Annotated in this window: 14 protein-coding genes; 10 read left to right on the plus strand and 4 right to left on the minus strand. The window is 73.3% G+C overall.

Translation table 11 applies throughout. From position 1 onward, the window contains the following. Positions 1 to 121 precede the first annotated feature (121 nt). The 5 genes from ACWCXC_RS25190 to ACWCXC_RS25210 all read left to right on the plus strand — a co-directional run bounded on the left by ACWCXC_RS25190 (position 122) and on the right by ACWCXC_RS25210 (position 6,832). Positions 122 to 2,260 (plus strand): PBS lyase, encoded by a 2,139-nt coding sequence (locus ACWCXC_RS25190; protein WP_450683157.1) that lies wholly within the window; start codon positions 122 to 124, stop codon positions 2,258 to 2,260. Beyond that, positions 2,257 to 2,577 carry a zinc-ribbon domain-containing protein gene (locus ACWCXC_RS25195; protein WP_450683158.1) on the plus strand — a complete coding sequence of 107 codons (321 nt, stop codon included), beginning with the start codon at positions 2,257 to 2,259 and terminating at the stop codon, positions 2,575 to 2,577. Before ACWCXC_RS25190 ends, ACWCXC_RS25195 begins: the two co-directional genes overlap by 4 nt. Positions 2,578 to 2,673: 96 nt before the next feature. Then, a complete protein-coding gene (locus tag ACWCXC_RS25200) occupies positions 2,674 to 4,056 on the plus strand; it encodes an FtsW/RodA/SpoVE family cell cycle protein (protein WP_450683159.1) in 1,383 nt (460 codons plus the stop codon). Next, positions 4,053 to 5,510: a peptidoglycan D,D-transpeptidase FtsI family protein gene (locus ACWCXC_RS25205; RefSeq protein ID WP_450890602.1), complete on the plus strand. Its 1,458-nt coding sequence runs from the start codon at positions 4,053 to 4,055 to the stop codon at positions 5,508 to 5,510. The genes ACWCXC_RS25200 and ACWCXC_RS25205 overlap by 4 nt, the downstream gene beginning before the upstream one ends. A gap of 248 nt (positions 5,511 to 5,758) precedes the next feature. After that, the gene (locus ACWCXC_RS25210; protein WP_450890603.1) at positions 5,759 to 6,832 is read left to right on the plus strand and encodes an amidase family protein; all 1,074 of its coding nucleotides are present in this window, start codon (positions 5,759 to 5,761) and stop codon (positions 6,830 to 6,832) included. A 122-nt stretch (positions 6,833 to 6,954) separates the two neighbouring features. Here the strand turns inward: ACWCXC_RS25210 and ACWCXC_RS25215 are convergent, their stop codons facing one another. From ACWCXC_RS25215 to ACWCXC_RS25225, 3 genes are all read right to left on the minus strand, one after another. Further along, positions 6,955 to 7,848 carry a hypothetical protein gene (locus ACWCXC_RS25215; protein ID WP_450890604.1) on the minus strand — a complete coding sequence of 298 codons (894 nt, stop codon included), beginning with the start codon at positions 7,846 to 7,848 and terminating at the stop codon, positions 6,955 to 6,957. Positions 7,849 to 7,911: 63 nt separating this feature from the next. Next, on the minus strand, positions 7,912 to 8,805 hold the full coding sequence (locus tag ACWCXC_RS25220; protein WP_450890605.1) for an ADP-ribosylglycohydrolase family protein: 894 nt from the start codon (positions 8,803 to 8,805) through the stop codon (positions 7,912 to 7,914). Between the two features lie 111 nt (positions 8,806 to 8,916). Continuing rightward, entirely contained in the window at positions 8,917 to 10,017 is a 1,101-nt protein-coding gene (locus tag ACWCXC_RS25225; RefSeq protein ID WP_450682787.1) for a ferritin-like domain-containing protein, read from the minus strand. 180 nt (positions 10,018 to 10,197) lie between these two features. On the opposite strand from ACWCXC_RS25225, the gene ACWCXC_RS25230 reads away from it, so the two are divergent. The 5 genes from ACWCXC_RS25230 (at position 10,198) to ACWCXC_RS25250 (ending at position 16,469) form a co-directional block, all read left to right on the plus strand. Further along, positions 10,198 to 11,133: an AurF N-oxygenase family protein gene (locus ACWCXC_RS25230; protein WP_450682786.1), complete on the plus strand. Its 936-nt coding sequence runs from the start codon at positions 10,198 to 10,200 to the stop codon at positions 11,131 to 11,133. Between the two features lie 61 nt (positions 11,134 to 11,194). After that, on the plus strand, positions 11,195 to 11,953 hold the full coding sequence (locus tag ACWCXC_RS25235) for a TetR/AcrR family transcriptional regulator (protein WP_450682785.1): 759 nt from the start codon (positions 11,195 to 11,197) through the stop codon (positions 11,951 to 11,953). Between the two features lie 50 nt (positions 11,954 to 12,003). After that, the gene (locus ACWCXC_RS25240; protein ID WP_450890606.1) at positions 12,004 to 12,270 is read left to right on the plus strand and encodes a hypothetical protein; all 267 of its coding nucleotides are present in this window, start codon (positions 12,004 to 12,006) and stop codon (positions 12,268 to 12,270) included. 76 nt (positions 12,271 to 12,346) lie between these two features. Beyond that, positions 12,347 to 15,049, plus strand: a complete 2,703-nt coding sequence (locus ACWCXC_RS25245) for an outer membrane protein assembly factor BamB family protein (protein ID WP_450890607.1) — start codon at positions 12,347 to 12,349, stop codon at positions 15,047 to 15,049. A gap of 247 nt (positions 15,050 to 15,296) precedes the next feature. After that, entirely contained in the window at positions 15,297 to 16,469 is a 1,173-nt protein-coding gene (locus ACWCXC_RS25250; protein ID WP_450890608.1) for an NlpC/P60 family protein, read from the plus strand. 118 nt (positions 16,470 to 16,587) lie between these two features. Here ACWCXC_RS25250 and ACWCXC_RS25255 read toward each other — a convergent pair whose 3' ends face one another. Then, the gene (locus ACWCXC_RS25255) at positions 16,588 to 17,823 is read right to left on the minus strand and encodes a styrene monooxygenase/indole monooxygenase family protein (protein WP_450682781.1); all 1,236 of its coding nucleotides are present in this window, start codon (positions 17,821 to 17,823) and stop codon (positions 16,588 to 16,590) included. Positions 17,824 to 17,831: the final 8 nt, after the last annotated feature.

A 17,831-nucleotide genomic window follows, 5' to 3' on the forward strand; every position in this document is an offset into this window, starting at 1 on the left:
TATGGCCGCCTTCATTGTCATGCGCAAGGCCAAAAGCTGGTCGGGTGCGGTCGGATTGTCCGAGCGGTGGTGCACACTCTGCGCAGACACTGCCGCAAGGAGACCGTGGGGAGGCGATGGCGTGTTCGCGGGGATCGACGAGGTCGACTGGGCCTCGATGGAGCATGCGTACGGACCCGCCGACGACGTTCCGGGGCTGCTCCAGGGCCTCGCGTCCGCCGATCCGGTGCGCCGGGAAGCCGCGCTGGACGGGATGTACGGGGCGGTGCACCACCAGGGCGACGTCTACGCCTGCACGCTCGCCTGCATCCCCTTCCTGTTCGAACTGGTCGCGGACCCCCGCGTCCCCGACCGGGGCGGTGTGGTCGAGCTGCTGACGAGCATCGGCGGCATCGACGTGGACGAGGAGGACATCGGGGAGGCGGCGGACGAGGCGGACGGCGCGGCGAACTACGCGATGGCCGCCGCGGCCGTCAGCGCGGGCTCCGAGGTCTTCTTCGCCCTCCTGGCCGACGAGGACCCGGGCGTCCGGGTCAGCGCCCCGCTGGCCCTCGCCACCCTGCACGGCGATCCGGCCAGAGTGCTGACCGTGCTCTGCGAGCGGATCACCGTGGAACGGGACGAGGAGGTGCGCCTCGCCCTGATCGAGGCCGCGGGCCGGCTGGCGCTGCGGCACCGCCCGGTGGCCGGGCGCAGCGCCGCGTGCCTGGGCCGGCTGGCCGCCGGGGCGCATCCGCCGGGGCTGCGGCTGGCCGCCCTGGCCCAGCTCGCCCGGTGCGCGCCCGAGGAGCTGCCCGCCGATGTGGTGCGGGTGGTCGCCGGACTCCTGCGGCAACTGCGCTCGGCGCCCGGGGACGCGTCCGGCGCGGACTCCGGCGAGGCCGGCCCCCGCGCGGCGGAGGCGCACGGCGAGGAGACCGCCGGGACCGAGGCCGCCCCGGTGACCCTGCTGGGACAGCTGCGCTCGCTGTCCGCCGAGGACCGGGCCGGGCGCAGCGCCCCCTGGACGGCCGATCTGCTGCGCACCCTGCACGTCGGCCTGGACGACCGGATCGCGGACCGCACGGCGCTGCTCACCGACCAGCTGTGCAGCCCGGACCCGGGGCAGCGCATCGACGCGGTGCGGATGAGCGGAGGACTGATCCGCACCTGGCGCGGGGCGTACGGGGAGCTGGTCCGGCTCGTCGGGGAGCAGCTCGCCTCGGACGAGCCCCGGCTGTCCGAGGCCGCCTCGCACGTGCTGGAGGAGCTGTTCGGCCTGGCGGCGCCGGCCGCGGACGCGCTGGCCGCCCGGGTGGCGGCCGATCCGGGCGGCTGGGTGAAGGAGTGGGCGAGCGGGCCGCCCTGTCTGGGCAGTGCGGTGAAGGCCCTGGCCCGGCTGGGCGACGCCCGCGCGCTGCCGGCCCTCGGCGCTGCCCTGGAGCGGCCCGAGGTGCCGCACGACGTGGGATACGCCCTGGCCCATCTCGGGGAGGCCGCCCGGCCGTTGGCCGGTGCGCTGCGCCGCCGGCTGGGCGAGGTGGCGCTGGACGAGGAGGCGTACGACCGGGCGAGCCCGCTGCTCGCCGGGCTGACCGCGCTGCGGGCGGGCGAGGCCGCGCCGGAGGTGCTGCGGCTGCTGCGCGGGGCGCCGGCGTACCGGGGCGAGTGGCTGCGGACGGCGGCGCTGCGGGCGCTCGGCTCGTTCGGTCCGGCGGCGCGGTGCGCGGTCCCCGAGCTGCGGGCGCTGATGGGCCGGGCCGGGACGGCGGGCGCGATCGAGGCGGCGCGGGCGCTGTGGGCGGTCGAGGGGGACGCCGGGGCGGTGCTGCCGGTGCTGGCCGAGGGGCTGCGCGCGGAGCAGGTGAACGAACGGCGGGCGGCGGCGGGCGCGCTGGGCCGGCTCGGCGGGCACGCGGCGGCGGAGGCGCCCCGGCTGCGGGGGCTGCTGCGCCACGAGGAGCTGTGGCTGCGGGTGGACGCGGCGATCGCGCTGTGGGAGGTTTCCGGTCGGGCCGGGGAATCCGTACCGGTGCTCCTCGCGGCCTGGGAGAAGAACCGTCACGTCAGGGTCCGGGTGGCCGAGCACCTGGCACGGACGGGGGCCGCGGACGCGGGGCCGGACACGGCGCGGGTACTGCGGGCCGAACTCGCCTCCGTACGCCGTCACAACGCGATGGACGGCGGCTACGGCAGCCATGACACATACGAGGACGAGAAGCTGCTGGCGCTCTGCCGCCGGGCGCTCCTGGGTGATACGGGGAAGGGACCCACGACATGATCATTTTCGGCACGCGCGGCTATCTGTACCAGCTGGCGATCCTCACGCTGGTCTGCGGCTGGTGCGGGAACCCGGCCGCGCACACGCTGCGCAAGCGGGTGACGAAGTTCACGCTGTTCTTCGTCCCGCTGTTCCCGTTCTCGACGAAGTACGCCACCCAGTGCACCTTCTGCGGCGGGGAGCAGCGCATCCCCAAGGAGCAGGCCGACCAGCTGCTCGCCCAGCACGTGGCGTCGCAGGACGGGAACCCGTTCGGCGGGAGCCCGCAGCCCGGCGCCGCCCCCGGGGCGCAGGGCCGGACGCCCGGTCAGCACTGAGGACGCGGCGGGAGCCCGTACCCCGCCGTCCGACCTGCGAACCTCCGCACTATGACATAAGGGAAATAAGCCCCACCTCTTGCTACGTTGCGGGGCATGACCGCATCGACGGCGGACGCTCCCCCGCCCGAGCTGCGCCTGCCCCGGCGGCGCGGCGTGGAACTCTCGCTCCTCATCGGGGCCGTCCTCCTCTCCGTCTACGGCTACACCGCCGTCGGTCTGGCCCACGACGACGCCGTCCCGCCCGATGTGCTCGGCTACGGCGGCGGTCTGGGGCTGCTCGCGCTGCTGGCGCATCTCGCGGTCCGGCTGCGCGCCCCGTACGCCGATCCGCTGCTGCTGCCCATCGCCGTGCTCCTCAACGGGCTCGGGCTGGTGCTGATCTACCGGCTGGACCTGGAGACCCCGCACGACAGGGCGGCCCCGACCCAGCTCGTCTGGTCCACGCTCGGGGTCGCGTTCTTCATCGCGGTGGTGGTGTTCCTGCGCGACCACCGGGTGCTCCAGCGGTACGCGTACCTCTCGGTCGCCGCGGCCCTCGTGCTGATGATCGTGCCGATCTTCTTCCCGGCGGTGAACGGGGCGAAGATCTGGATCAGGATCGGCGGGTTCTCCTTCCAGCCCGGTGAGTTCGCCAAGATCCTGCTCGCGGTGTTCTTCGCCGCCTACCTCGCGGCGAACCGCGGCGCGCTGGCGTACACCGGGCGCACGGTCCAGCGGCTGCGGCTGCCCACCGGCCGGGTGCTCGGGCCGATCGTGGCGATCTGGCTGATCAGCGTCGGCGTGCTGGTCCTGGAACGGGACCTGGGCACCTCGCTGCTGTTCTTCGGCCTCTTCGTGATCCTGCTGTACGTGGCGACCGGGCGGACCGGCTGGATCGCCGTCGGACTGCTGCTGGCCGCCGTGGGGGCCTTCGTCGTCGGCTCGTTCGAACCCCATGTGCACAGCAGGGTGCAGGACTGGCTCGATCCGTTCGCGTCCATCGACGCCGGACAGGGCCCCGGGCAGCTCGCCCAGTCGCTGTTCGCGTTCGCCGCGGGCGGGATGCTCGGCACCGGGCTCGGGCTCGGGCACTCCGTCCTCATCGGCTTCGCCGCCAAGTCCGACTTCATCCTGGCGACGGCCGGCGAGGAACTGGGCCTGGCCGGGCTCACGGCGGTGTTCCTGCTGTACGCGCTGCTGGTGGCGCGCGGCTACCGCGCCGGGCTGGTGCTGCGCGACCCCTTCGGCCAGCTGCTCTCCATCGGGCTCGCCTCGATCCTGGCGCTCCAGGTCTTCGTCATCGCGGGCGGGGTGATGGGGCTGATCCCGCTGACGGGGATGGCCATGCCGTTCCTCGCCCAGGGCGGCTCCTCCGTGGTCACCAACTGGATCATCGTGGCGCTGCTGATCCGCCTCAGCGACCTCGCCCGCCGCCCGCGCCCCGACCGGGTGGAGACCGGAGTCGTCGCCCCCGCCCCCGAAGGAGCCGGCTCGTGATCCGCCACATCCGGCGCGCCGCCGCGTTCTGCCTGCTGCTGCTCGTGGCCCTGCTGCTGAACGCCGCCCGCGTCCAGGTCCTCGACGCCGACGAACTCGACGACAACCCCGCCAACCGCCGTACCACGATCGCCCGTTACGACCAGCCGCGCGGCGACGTCCTGGTCGACGGCCGGCCGGTCACCGGCTCGAAGGACACCGGCGAGCAACTGGCCTGGGAGCGCACCTACCGCGACGGCCCGCTGTACGCCCCGGTGACGGGCTACGCCTCGCAGACGTACGGCACCACCCTGCTGGAGCACGCCGAGGACGACGTCCTCGCGGGCACCGATCCGATGCTGGCGCCGCTGCCCTTCTGGAACGAGATCACCCGGAGCCGGCAGCCGGGCGGGAACGTCGTCACCACGATCAGGGAGGCCGTGCAGCGCGCCGCCTACCAGGGGCTCGACGGGCGGCGCGGCGCGGTGGCGGCCATCGAGCCGACGAGCGGCCGGATCCTCGCACTGGTCTCCACCCCGTCCTACGACCCCGGGCGGCTCTCGGGCACCGGCTCGGCCGTCACCGACGCCTGGCGCGAGCTGAACGCGGCGTCCAGCCAGCCGATGCTGAACCGGGCGATCCGGCAGACGTATCCGCCCGGCTCCACCTTCAAGATCGTGACGGCCGCCGCCGCGCTGGACGCGGAGGTCGTCACCGATCCGGACGCCCCGACCGGCACCCCGTCCCCCTACGTCCTGCCGGGCACCACCACGACGCTGCCCAACGAGTCGCGCGGCTGCGAGGAGGCCTCGCTGGCCGACGCGATCCGGGTCTCCTGCAACACCGTGATGGCCCATCTGGGCGTGGAGGTCGGGCTCAAGGGCATGGTGGAGGCCGCCGGGCGCTTCGGCTTCAACGACACGGGGCTGCGGATCCCGTCCGGGGTGGCGAAGAGCAACTTCGACACCGAGATGAGCGACGACCAGCTGGCCCTCTCCTCGATCGGCCAGTTCGACACCACCGCGACACCGTTGCAGATGGCGATGGTGGCCTCGGCCGTCGCCAACGGCGGCGAGCTGATGCGCCCCCACCTCGTGGAACGCACGACCACGCACGGCGGCTCCACCGTCCGCACGACCGGCGCGCGGACGTACCACCGGGCGATGAACCCGATGACGGCGATGCGGCTGCGGCAGATGATGATCGACGTGGTGCGCGACGGCACCGGCACCAACGCGGCGATCGACGGGGTCACCGTCGGCGGCAAGACCGGCACCGCCCAGCACGGCGTGGACAACTCGGGGACCCCGTACGCCTGGTTCATCTCCTGGGCCCAGGCCCCGGACAGCGGCCGGCCCGCCGTCGCCGTGGCCGTCGTCGTGGAGGACGCGGCGGCCGACCGGGCCGACATCAGCGGCGGCGGCAGCGCGGCCCCGATCGCCCGTTCGGTGATGGAGGCGGCGCTGGGAGGGTGAGTTCCCTGAGGGAGGCGGCGCGGGGAGGGTGAGTTCCGTTATTGGGCAGGGTGGGGAAGCCGAGTTCCGTGATCGAGGCCACGCGGAGAGACCGATGCTCCGGAATCGAGGCCACGCGGAGAGACCGATGCTCCGGAATCGAGGCCACGCGGAGAGACCGATGCTCCGGAATCGAGGCCGCGAGGAGAGACTGTGGTCCGTCCGGCGGGCGGTGGCCGGGAAGCGCGATCCGAGGGGGGCCCGGGGCGATGGACGGACACGGATTCCTGAACGTGGGGGGCGCGCTGGACGCCGCCGAGCGGGCGGACGCGCGGCTCCACGCCTTCCTCGACATCTGGCACGAGCAGGCGCGTGCCCGGGAGCCCGGGGCGGCCCGTCTCCCCCTGGCCGGGCTGCCCTTCGCGGTGAAGGGCCGCACCGGCCTGCGCTCCCCCGCCGCGCGGCGGCTGATCGCGGCGGGCGGGATCCCGATCGGCTCGACGGCCGTGCCGGGGCCCGGAACGGCCTGGCAGACCTGGGGACTGGGGACGCGGGGACGGACCCTCAATCCGTGGCGGCCCGACCGCACCCCCGGAGGTTCGTCGGCCGGTTCGGCGGTGGCCGTCGCGGCGGGCGCGGTCCCGCTGGCGACCGGCGGCGACGGGGCGGGGTCGGTGCGTATCCCGGCCGCGTGGTGCGGGGTGTTCGGCCTGAAGACGACCAACGGGCTGCTGCCGTCCGGCGACCGGTCCGGACTGGCGGCGCCGGGGGTGCTCGCCCGTACGGCCGCCGACGCGGAGACGTATCTGCGCGGGGTCCTGGACGGCTACGCGCCGGTCCCCGTGACGCTGCCGCTGCCCGCCGCCCACAGCACCGACCTCGGGTACGCCGAGGTCGAACCGGAGGTCGCGGCGGTGGTGCGCGGCGCGGTGGACCGGCTCGTGGCGGCGGGCGTCGTCCGGCTCACCGGACCCGCGTGCACGCTGCTGGACCCGGCGGCGGCCTGGCAGGCGGTGCGCGCCGGGCACGTGCCCCGGGAGCAGGCGGAGGCGCGCGAGGAGAACGACCGCCGGCTGGATGCCTTCTTCGCGCGCACGCCGCTGCTCCTGACCCCCGTCACCCCGAACCGCCCGCACGGCCACGACGGCCCGGGCGACACCTTCTCGACCTCACTGACCTGGTCCTTCAACCTCAGCGGGCATCCTGCGGCCAGCGTCTTCGCCGGCTTCACCGGCGACGGCTGCCCGGTCGGGCTCCAACTGGTCGCCGACCGGGGCGCGGACGCCGCGCTGCTCGCCATGGCCTCGGCGGCGGAAAGGGTGCTGGGGACGGCGCGGCCGTGAGGACGCGTGGGGTGGCAGGGGGCAGCGGGTGGCCGTGGAAAGGCGTGGGGGTGGGGGTCGGCGCCGGCGGCGGTGCCACCGATCGGCCGGCGGGGTGGCCGTGAGGAGGCGTGGGGCGGGGGTCAGCCGGCCGCCGTGCCGCCGATCGGCCGGCGTGCTTCGGCGCGGACCCGGGCGGCGTCCAGGGCGGCCTTGTCCAGGTCGACCTTCTCGGGGGCCAGGACGGCGGTCTCCGGGGTGACGACGGCGACGAACGACGCGGTGTTGTCGTCACCCCAGGCGCACATGGGCAGGGTGCTGGTGACGCCTCCCTGCACCGAGCGCACCACCTGGCAGGAGACGGTGACGTCGTAGCCCTCGGGCCGGAAGTCGCGGGCGGGAACGGCGATCGTCATGCCGTCGTTCTGCACGGCGCCCTCCAGGATCTTCTCCCGGGTGAACGCGGGACTCTTGATGCGCCCCCACATGCCGGAGACGATCAGGCTGCCGCCGTCGTCGGAGCTGTACTGGGCGACGACGGCCTTGGCGTTCCTGATGCTCGGGTCGTAGGTGTCCTCGATCTCCCGCCCGTCGGTCGCCGAGGAGTCCTTGACGAGGCTGTACTCGTCGTCGAGGAGCGTCTTCGGCACGGTCAGCCGGTACTTGGCCTCCGGAAAGGCGCCGACCGTCGGGAGGTCGCCCTTCTCGACCGCCGAGTCCAGCACCCTGGCGACGCCGAACGCGATGCCGCCCGCCACCACCAGCGCGCCGACCACGATCCCGACGACCAGCCCGGTCCGCTTGCGCCGCGGCGGCACAGGGACGAACCCGGGACCGCCCCACGGCTGCCCCGGCTGCCCGTACCCGTACGGCGGCTGCCCGGGAGCGGGCTGCCCCGGCTGCCCCGGCTGTGCGTACGGGTTGTACTGCGGCTGCGAGGACGGCTGCGCGGGGCCGTACGGACCCGGCGGCGGGCCGTACGGGTCCTGCGGGGTGCCGTACGGGTCCTGCGGGGGCGGAGGCGGCGGGGTGGTCATGGCGCCCAAGTTACGGCATGGGGGCGAACACGATTTCGAGTGCCCCGGGCGCACGGGGTCCTGTCAGTCAAGGGGTTCACGCCGGCGCAGCCAGCTCTCCGGCATGCCCTCCACCCCGGTGGCCGCGCCGACGACCCCGCCCGTGATCGCGCACGTGGTGTCGACGTCCCCGAGTCCTTCGGCGGTGGCCCAGAGAGCGGCCTCCAGATCGCCGGGGTGGCGGGCGGCGGTCCACAGGGCGAACGGCACGGTGTCGTCGGCGCGGATGCGCTGCCCGTTGCCGAGGAGGTCGGCCGCGCGCCACGGTGCGGTCTCGAAGGGGACCTCGGCGGCGCGCAGAAGTCCCTCCCGTACGGCTCCCGGAGGCGTCAGCCCGGCGACCCGCGCGAGTGTGAGACCGCCTTCCACGGCGAGGGCCGCCGCGACGGCGACGGCGACCGCTCCGGCGATCCCCTCGGGGTGGGCGTGGGTGACCTCGGCCTGGAGCACGGCCTGTTCGGCGGCGAGGCCCGGGTCGTGGTGGAAGCGGGCGCCGAGCGGAGCCACGCGCATCGCGGCGCCGTTGCCGAGGCTGCCGCCCTCGAACAGCCCGGGGGCCAGGGTCCGCCAGTCGGCCGGGTCGGTCAGCAGTTGGGGCAGCAGCAGGTGCATGCCGTGGCCGTACCCCCGTGCCCGGTCGGCGTCGAAGGCGAGCGCGAAGAGGAGCGCGAGCCGGTCCTGTTCGACGCGCCCGCGCTCGTCGAGCATCCGGTACAGGGCGCGGGCGAGCGCCGTGTCGTCGGTCCAGTGCCAGACGGGCTCGTGCGGGAGGCGGCGGGCGCGGATCTCGTTGACCGCCTGCCGGGGCGGCCGGAACAGCCGGAACCACCGCTCGCCGAACGCGTCCCCGAGCGCGAGCGCTTCGAGGCTCCGGCGGGCGGCGGCAAGGTCCTGGGCGGCGGTGGCTTCGGTGGACACCCACGCATCCTCCCGCCACCGGCCCGGGACCGTACAGCGGTTTCCGGCCGCGTTCTGCCCGCCCGGACTGCCGCGGCCCGGTCGGGACGCGGGAGGTCCGACACCGCCGGTTCAGGCTCCCTCGGCTATCGCCTCCGCGACCTCCGCGACGCGGGCCTGTTCCTCGGCGGCGAAGCGCTGGCGGTCCAGCTCCTCGGCGATCTCCTCGTCCTGGGCCATGAGGAGGTCGAGGTTGGAGTCGCCGAGGTCGAAGACGCCCATGTCGACGTACGCCTTCTGGAGGCGTTCGCCCCACAGGCCGATGTCCTTGACGCACGGCACGATCCGGCTGAACAGCAGCTTGCGGAAGAGCTGGAGGAACTCCGAGTGCTCGGAGAGCTCCTTCGCCTCCTGCTTGGCGATGCCGAAGTTCTCCAGCACCTCCACCCCGCTGAGCCGGTCGCGCATCAGGTGACAGCCCTCGATGACGAACTCCTCGCGCTCCCGCAGTTCGGCGTCGCTGAGCTGCTTGTAGTAGTCGCGCAGGGCCATGCGGCCAAAGGCGACGTGGCGGGCCTCGTCCTGCATGACGTACGCGAGGATCTGCTTGGGCAGCGGCTTGGTCGTGGTGTCGCGGATCATGCCGAACGCGGCGAGCGCCAAGCCCTCGATGAGGACCTGCATGCCGAGGTAGGGCATGTCCCAGCGGGAGTCGCGCAGGGTGTCCCCGAGGAGCCCCTGGAGGTTGTCGTTGACCGGGTAGAGCATCCCGACCTTCTCGTGGAGGAAGCGCCCGTAGATCTCGGCGTGCCGGGCCTCGTCCATGGCCTGGGTGGACGAGTAGAACTTCGCGTCGAGGTCGGGGACGGACTCCACGATCCGGGCGGCGCAGATCATCGCGCCCTGCTCACCGTGGAGGAACTGGCTGAACTGCCAGGAGGTGTAGTGCCGGCGCAGGTCGCCCCGGTCCTTTTCGGTCATCTTCGTCCAGTGCGGCGTCCCGTAGAGGGGCAGGGCCTCGTCGGGGGTGCCGAGCGGGTCGGTGGGGTCGACCTCCAGGCTCCAGTCGATGCGCTTGTTGCCGTCCCACTGCTTGTCCTTGCCCTTCTGGTAGAGGGCGAGGAGGCGTTCGCGGCCGTCGTCGTAATCCCAGCTGAAGCGGGCCGCGCCGGTGGCGGGCACCGTCCACAGCGGCTCCTCGGGGGCGGTGGTGTAGAGGTCGTGTGTCGACACGGACGGCTCCTTCGCCTCGCGATACTCCGGTAAGTCACGTGGTTCCTGGCTCAGTTGGCAGATTCACACGTTGGTAGACGCCGGGTCAACAAGTCGTGCGCCAGGGGATTGACTGACTTGCTGACAGGCAGTCTCATAGTGGGTGACCGCCGGTAACCCCTGGGAGAGGCACGTCCCGCCATGACGACCGCGACCGAACGCGATGTACAGCTGCTCCGCGACGCACTGGGCCCGCTCCGCGACCGCGAACAGGTCGCCCTGCGCCTCCTGGAGGCGTCCGCCAAGCACTCCTTCGACCCGGACCGGGAGCTCGACTGGGACACCCCGCCCGTGGACGGCAAGTGGTACTGGCCGCCCGAGCTGCTCTCCCTGTACGACACCCCCCTGTGGCGCCGGATGTCGGAGGAGCAGCGCCAGGAGCTGTCCCGCCACGAGGCGGCCTCGCTGGCCTCCCTGGGCATCTGGTTCGAGATCATCCTCATGCAGCTGCTGGTCCGGCACATCTACGACAAGCCCGTCGTCAGCAACCACGTCCGCTACGCGCTCACCGAGATCGCCGACGAGTGCCGGCACTCGATGATGTTCGGCCGGATGATCACCTGGGGCGGTTCCCCCAGCTACCCCGTACCACGCCGCTACCACAACCTCGCCCGCGTCCTGAAGACCATCTCCACCACCCCCGGCTCCTTCGCCTCTACCCTGCTCGGCGAGGAGATCCTCGACTGGATGCAGCGCCTGACCTTCCCGGACGAGCGCGTCCAGCCGCTGGTGCGCGGAGTGACCCGCATCCATGTGATCGAGGAGGCGCGGCACGTGCGCTACGCCCGCGAGGAACTGCGCCGCCAGATGATCACCGCCCCGCGCTGGCAGCGCGAACTGACCCGCGTCAACTGCGGGGAGGCCGCCCGCGTCTTCTCCGTCTGCTTCGTCAACCCCCAGGTGTACGAGAACGTCGGTCTGGACCGCCGCGAGGCCGTCGCCCAGGTCCGGGCGAGCGGCCACCGCGCGGAGGTCATGCAGACCGGGGCGAAGAAGCTGACGGACTTCTTCGACGACATCGGCGTCCTGAACGGGGTCGGCCGCAGACTCTGGAAGCAGTCGGGACTGCTTGCGTGAGGCCGCCCGGGTATGGCTCGGACCCGGCTCGTTCCGCGGGAAAGGGCCTAGGGTGCCTGTTATGACCCCTGCCGCAGCCGCGCCGCCCAGCCGTGCGTACCGAAGGCTCAGCGTCGAGGAACGACGCACCCAGCTCCTCGGTGCGGCCCTGACGCTCTTCGCCCACCGGGCCCCGGACGAGGTCTCCCTGGACGAGGTGGCGTCCGTCGCCGGGGTCTCGCGCCCGCTGGTCTACCGCTACTTCCCGGGCGGTCGGCAGCAGTTGTACGAGGCCGCGCTCCGCTCCGCCGCCGAGGAGCTGAAGCTCTGTTTCGCGGAGCCGGCCATGGGCCCGCCCACGGAACGGGTGACCCGCGTCCTCGACCGCTACCTCGCCTTCGTCGACCAGCACGACGCGGGCTTCAGCGCCCTGCTGCGCGGCGGCAGCGTCGCCGAGACGTCCCGGACGAGCACCATCGTGGACGAGGTACGGCGGTCCGCGGCCGAACAGATCCTCCTGCACCTGGGCCACGACGAGAACAGCGAACCGGCACCCCGGCTGCGCATGATGGTCCGCACGTGGATCGCCGCCGTCGAAGCCGCCTCGCTCATCTGGCTCGACGAGGGCAAGCAACCCCACCCGGAAGAACTGCGCGACTGGCTCGTCGACCACTTCATCGGCCTCCTCGCCGTCACCGCCGCCAGCGACGTGCGCACCGCCGAGGCGGTGGCCGCGCTCCTGCCCCTGGAGACCGCGGCGGGCCCGGCGGGCCGGCTGGCGGACCGTCTCGCGCCGCTCGTCGGCGCGGCCGAGCATCTGCTGCCGCCGAGCGAGGACTGAGCGAGCCGGCCGATCGGCCGCCCGGATCACCGATCGGTCAGACTGGGGCGGTGAGATCCGAGAACACCCGCTTCACCGGCGGCCCGCTGGACGGCCGGGTACTGCCGGTCCTGGTCGGCCCGACCGGCCACCCGCCCAAGTGGTACGAGGTCCCGGTGCCGGCCACCGACGACGCCCCGGCCACCGTGCACGCGTACCGGAGGGCGCCGGCCGGTCACACCCCCCGACTGGGCATCCAACGGGGCTGGGTGTACGAGTACGTCCCCGAGGGACGCGGACCGCACCGCCCGAAGTGGCCCTGGTCGAAGCGGGCCTGACCGGCCCCGCGAAGGCGGCGGCGAACCCTCTAAGATCGGCGCTCAGGTCCGAGGGACGGTCAAGAGGGGGTGCGCCATGGAGGCGCTGCGTCAGGACGATCCACGCCGCTTCGGCCCGTACACGGTGCTGGCGCGCTTCCGCGAGACGGCCGCCGCCCTCCAGTACCTCGCGCGGGACACCTCCGGGGACGACCTCGTCGTGGTGACCGCCGCCCGGCCCGGCCTGGCGGAACTGCCCGCCTTCCGACGCCGCTTCCAGGCCGAGGCCCGCACCGCCGACCGGCTGGCCGGCGGCTGGGTCGCGCCCCGGATCGACACCCCGGCCGACGCGGCGCCGGACGGGGACGGGGACGGGCTGTGGACCGCCTCGCCGTACGTCCCGGCGCTGACGCTCGCCGAGGCGATCGACCTGGCCGGGCCGCTGCCCGAACGTGCCGTACGGATACTGGGCGCGGGCATCGCCGAGACCCTGTCCCGGGTGCACGCGACCGGCGCCGTCCTCCAGGGCCTCGCGCCCCGGACCGTGCTCCTGGCCGAGGACGGCCCCCGGCTCACCGCCTTCGGTCCGCTGGGCGCGGCGGCCGCCGCCGAGGCCCGGCCGGGCGGCCAGCTCTCCGTACGGCTCGGCTACCTGACTCCCGAACAGGTCACGGGCCAGGAAGCCGGACCGGCCTCCGACCTCTTCGTCCTCGGTCTGCTGCTGGCGTACGCGGCGACGGGCAGCACCCCGTTGGCCGACGGCCCCGCCGAGGAGGCCGTCGAGCGGATCGCCCGCTCCGAACCGCGCCTCGACGACGTCCCGGACGCCCTGCGCGATCTGGTCGCCCGTTGTCTGGCCAAGGACCCCGCCGACCGCCCCGAGGCGGGCGCCGTCGCCGCCGACCTGGCCCTGGAGGGCGCCGCCGGCCTCGCCCGGGGCGGCTGGCTCCCGGCCCCGCTCGCCGCAGCCGTGGCCGAACAGGAAGCGGCGGCCCGCAAGCTGGAGGCACCGGCCGAGGGCCGGCCGGCAGGGGACGAGCCGGAAGGAGACGGGCCGGCAGGGGACGGCCCGGGTGAGGGCCGGTCCGTCGCGGACGCGGTCGTTGCCGATGCACCGGTGAACAACGCGGCAGGGGCCGAGGCGGACATCACGGACGCGGCGGTCGCGGACGCGGTGGTGCCCGAGGCGCCCGCCCCGGACGCCCCCGCGCCCCTTCAGGACACCCGGACCGCGCAGCTGGGCGTCATCGACCCCTCGGCACCGCGCCCCGACCGGGTGACGGCTCAGCTCTCCGTACCGCGTGAACTGCCCGCCGGGCCCGATCTGTCGGCGCCCCCGCAGCCGCTGCCCGTACCGGCGCCGGCTTCCCCGTCCTCCGCGCCCTCGTCCGAGGTGCGGCCTCCGGCGGCCGGCGGCGGCGTGCCCGAAGGGGCGGACCCTGCGCGGCCGGTGTCGTCGGGTTCCGCCGCGAAGGCCGCCCCGGTCGACCGGCGGACGCTGCTGATCGGGGCCGCGGCCGGTGTCGCGGGGCTGGTGATCGGGGGCGGCGGAGTCCTGGCGCTGGGGGACGAGGAGGCGGCGCCCGAGCCGGACGCCAAACCCGCCCCCGAACCGAGCCGGCCGACCGTCGCCGGTCTCGCGCCGCAGCCGCGCTGGATCCACACCCTGCCCGCCGCCGAACCGTCGCCGCTCACCGCCGCGCTCTGGAACGAGCGGCTGCTCGTGCTGACGGGCGACAACCACGCCTCCGCCATCGACCTGAACACCGGCCGCCGGATCTGGGAGAGCCCGGACGCCGCCAAGGGCCAGGCGGCGCTGGCGGCCGGCAAGGAGTTCTGCTTCGTCGCGGGGCCCTCCGAGTTCCTGTGGCTGGCGGCGAAGGACGGGAAGGTCGCCCACCGGGTGGCGTACGCCGACGGATTCGAGAACGCCTCCGGTCTCGCCATGGGGCAGATCGTCGGCGCGTCCGGGGCGACCGTCTGGTTCACCGGTTCGTACCAGGTCACCGTGAAGGCACCCAAGCCGAAGAAGGGAAAGAAGCCCGGCAAGGACAGAAAGGTCGTCAGGTCCTATCTGTTCGCTTACGACGTCGAGCAGCGCAAGGAACTGTGGCGTGCCCCGGTGCCCACCGGCCGGGGCCCGGCCGCTCCGGTGTACCGGCTGACCGCCGTCCGCCCGGACGACATCGTCGTACGGCAGAGCCGGCCCACGCTCACCCCGGCCGATGTGAAGGCCGCCAAGGGCAAGGCCGTCTTCCGCTGCTTCGAGCGCGAGACCGGCAAGCTCCGCTGGACCAAGTCCTTCGGCACGGTGACGCCCGACGACGCGGCGACCGGCGACGCCGACGGCACGCTCTTCGCGGCGGTCGGCGACGACCTGCGCGCTTTCGAAACTCCGGCCGGCCGTCCGAAGTGGACGCTCAACGGCACGCCGGGCTCCGTCTTCGGCCCCTCCGTCGAGGCGGGTGCCACCCTGCACACCACCAGCCGGAACCAGGAGGTCGGCGCCGTCGACCGGGCCTCCGGCAAGCTCCGCTGGCGCCGCTCCACGGAAGCGGTGGCCAACGGCTCGGCGCCCTCACTGGCCGTCAGCGGCTCGGGCCGCACGCTGCTCGCGGCGAGCGCCGGCCAGGTCACCGCCTTCGCGGCGGCGGACGGGCGACGGCTGTGGAAGTTCCAGGACGTCGGTGAGCAGGACCCCCAGGGCGGAACCGTCACCGCCGGGTACCAGGTGCTGACGTACGGCCGGACCGCCCTGGTGCGGCGCGGCCGCGTCGTCTACGCCTTCCCGGTCGACTGACGGCTTTCGTTTGGTCGCGCGATCGGTCAATCGATCGGCCCCTCAGCCAAACGATCAATGGAAAGGCAAAGCGATCAATCGATCGTTCCATGGGGCAAACGATCAGTGAGCGGTCGGCCGGTCGGGGGAATCGACCGGCCACCACCCCTGAGGTTCTTGCATCGCCCCCCGGTGAGTGAGCGTATGGACCAATTGCGCTCACTCATGGGGTAGTCGCACGATTCACCCCGTTCCCGGAGGTGATGTCGTGTCGGGCAGGCTTCTGCGTTCCATCGGCACGGCGGCGCTGGCCGCCGTCGTCGTGACCTCACCGGCCGCCGCCGCTCCGGCTCCCTCGCCCGGCCCCTCGGACCCCGCCGCCCCGGCGGCCGGACCGCAGGCCGCCCCGGCCGGCGTCCCCGCGCTGCTGACCCGGCTCCAGAGCCTCTACCAGCAGGCGGAGGAGGCCACCGAGACGTACAACGGGACGGCCGCCGAGCTGAAGAAGCGGACCGCCGAGGCGAAGAAGCTCGACGCCCAGGTGGTCACCGCGCGGCTCGCGCTGTCGCGCAGCCGGGACGACGCGGGCCGGCTGGCCCGTGAGCAGTACCAGGGCCGTTCGGACCTCTCCCTCTACCTGCGGCTGCTGCTGATGCGCGACCCGGCGACCGCCCTGGACCAGGGGCAGGTCATCCAGCGGCTGGCCGCCGGCCGGGTGGCCACCATGAAGCGGCTCGACGTCGCGGAGAAGCGGGCCGCCGCACTCGCGAAGTCCTCGCGTGCGGTCCTGGACCGCACACAGGTCCTGGCGGCACGCCAGAAGAAGGAACGCGACGCGGTGCGCGCCCGGCTCGCGGAGGTGGAGGCCATGCTCGCCTCGCTCTCCACCGATCAGCTCGCCGGGGTGAACCGCCTCGCGCAGCAGGGCACGGACCGCGCCCAGGACGCCCTGGTCGCCTCCGGTGCGCTGTCCTCGTCCCGGCCGCCGACGGAGGAGGGCGGCGCGGCCGTCCGGTACGCGATCCGGCAGATCGGCAAGCCGTACGTGTGGGGGGCGGAGGGTCCGGACTCCTTCGACTGCTCCGGGCTCACCTCGCAGGCATGGGCGAGCGCCGGCCGCACCATCCCCCGTACCTCCCAGGAGCAGTGGCGGCAGTTGCGAAAGGTCTCGGTGAACGCACTGCGCCCCGGCGATCTGATCGTCTACTTCCCCAAGGCGACCCATGTGGCGATCTACATCGGCAACGGCCTCGTCGTCCAGGCGCCCCGCCCCGGCTCCGTGGTGAAGGTCTCGCCCCTGGCGGCCAACCCGCTGCTCGGCGCGGTCCGGCCCGACCCGGAGAGCACGCCGCTGGCCTCGTACACCCCGCCGGAACTCCCCGACGGCGCGTCCGACGGTTCGGACGACGGGTACGGAGAAGCCTCCGCACCCGACGCGTAGGGCGTCGGACACGGAGGCCGTGATCGTTTGATCGATCCACCGGTCGATCGATCAGCCAAACGATCAATCTCTCATGGTGACCGGCAATCGATCACCGAGCGATCACACGGTCAAACGGTCACGCACCGGAGACCGACGCGAGGTAGGCGTTCGTCTTCTCCGGGTCGAAGAAGAAGTTCTCGAAGTCGGCCGGGTCGTTGAAGCCGTTGGCGAAGCGGTCGGCGACCGGCTGGAGCTGGCCGGCGGCACCGATCAGGTTGAGCACGTGCTCCGGCGGGACGCCGAGCATCGCGTTCGTCCACTTGGTGACGTGCTGGGCGGTCTCCCAGTAGCGGTCGAAGGTGGCCTGCATCCACTCCGCGTCGAACTCCCGGTCCCCGTGCTCGATGATCGAGTCCAGGTAGGCGTTGGCGCACTTGGACGCCGAGTTGGAGCCCTGGCCGGTGATCGGGTCGTTGGCGACGACGACGTCCGCCACTCCGAGGACGAGACCGCCGCCGGGGAGCCGGCCGATCGGCTTGCGGACCGTGGGGGCGTACCGTCCGGCCAGGGTGCCGTTGGCGTCGGTCAGTTCGACCTTGGTGGCGCGGGCGTACTCCCAGGGGGTGAACCGCTCCATCAGCTCCAGCGTCTTCGCCAGGTGCTCCGAGGGGTCCTTGATGCCCTGGAAGACGTCGAGGGGGCCACCGGGGACGCCCTCCCAGAACAGGATGTCGGCGCGGCCGGACGTGGTCAGGGTGGGCATGACGAACAGCTCGCCGACGCCCGGGACCAGGTTGCAGCGGACCGCGTCGAACTCCGGGTGCTCCGGACGCGGGCCCATGCCGTGGACGTAGGCGACGGCCAGGGCGCGCTGCGGGGCGTCGAACGGCGAACGGGAGGCGTCCCGGCCGAACATGGACACCAGCTCGCCCTTGCCGGCCGAGACCAGCACCAGGTCGTAGGTGCGGGAGAAGTAGTCCAGGTCCGAGACGGCCGCGCCGTGGATGACGAGCTGTCCGCCGCGCTGGGCGAAGGTCTCCATCCAGCCGGCCATCTTCACGCGCTGGTCGACGGACTGGGCGTAGCCGTCCAGCCTGCCGACCCAGTCGACGGCGCGCGAGGAGTCCGGTCCGGCGACCGAGACGCCGAGGCCCTCGATGCGCGGGGCCTGGGACTCCCAGAAGTTGAGCTGGTAGTCCCGCTCGTGCTGAAGGGCCGTGTGGAACATGCACTGTGTCGACATGACCCGGCCGGAGCGGATCTCGTCGGCCGTCCGGTTGGACATGAGGGTGACTTCGTACCCTCTGGACTGCAGTCCGAGAGCGAGCTGGAGCCCGGACTGACCGGCTCCGACTATGAGTATCTTCCGCATCGTGGTTC

It is taken from the genome of Streptomyces sp. NPDC001515 (genome assembly GCF_053597115.1).

Coding starts and splice junctions, on each gene's coding strand:
- ACWCXC_RS25195 (WP_450683158.1), top strand. CDS start 2,257: ATGATCATTTTCGGCACGCGCGGCTATCTGTACCAGCTGGCGATCCTC.
- ACWCXC_RS25200 (WP_450683159.1), top strand. CDS start 2,674: ATGACCGCATCGACGGCGGACGCTCCCCCGCCCGAGCTGCGCCTGCCC.
- ACWCXC_RS25210 (WP_450890603.1), top strand. CDS start 5,759: ATGGACGGACACGGATTCCTGAACGTGGGGGGCGCGCTGGACGCCGCC.
- ACWCXC_RS25215 (WP_450890604.1), bottom strand. CDS start 7,848: ATGACCACCCCGCCGCCTCCGCCCCCGCAGGACCCGTACGGCACCCCG.
- ACWCXC_RS25230 (WP_450682786.1), top strand. CDS start 10,198: ATGACGACCGCGACCGAACGCGATGTACAGCTGCTCCGCGACGCACTG.
- ACWCXC_RS25235 (WP_450682785.1), top strand. CDS start 11,195: ATGACCCCTGCCGCAGCCGCGCCGCCCAGCCGTGCGTACCGAAGGCTC.
- ACWCXC_RS25245 (WP_450890607.1), top strand. CDS start 12,347: ATGGAGGCGCTGCGTCAGGACGATCCACGCCGCTTCGGCCCGTACACG.
- ACWCXC_RS25255 (WP_450682781.1), bottom strand. CDS start 17,823: ATGCGGAAGATACTCATAGTCGGAGCCGGTCAGTCCGGGCTCCAGCTC.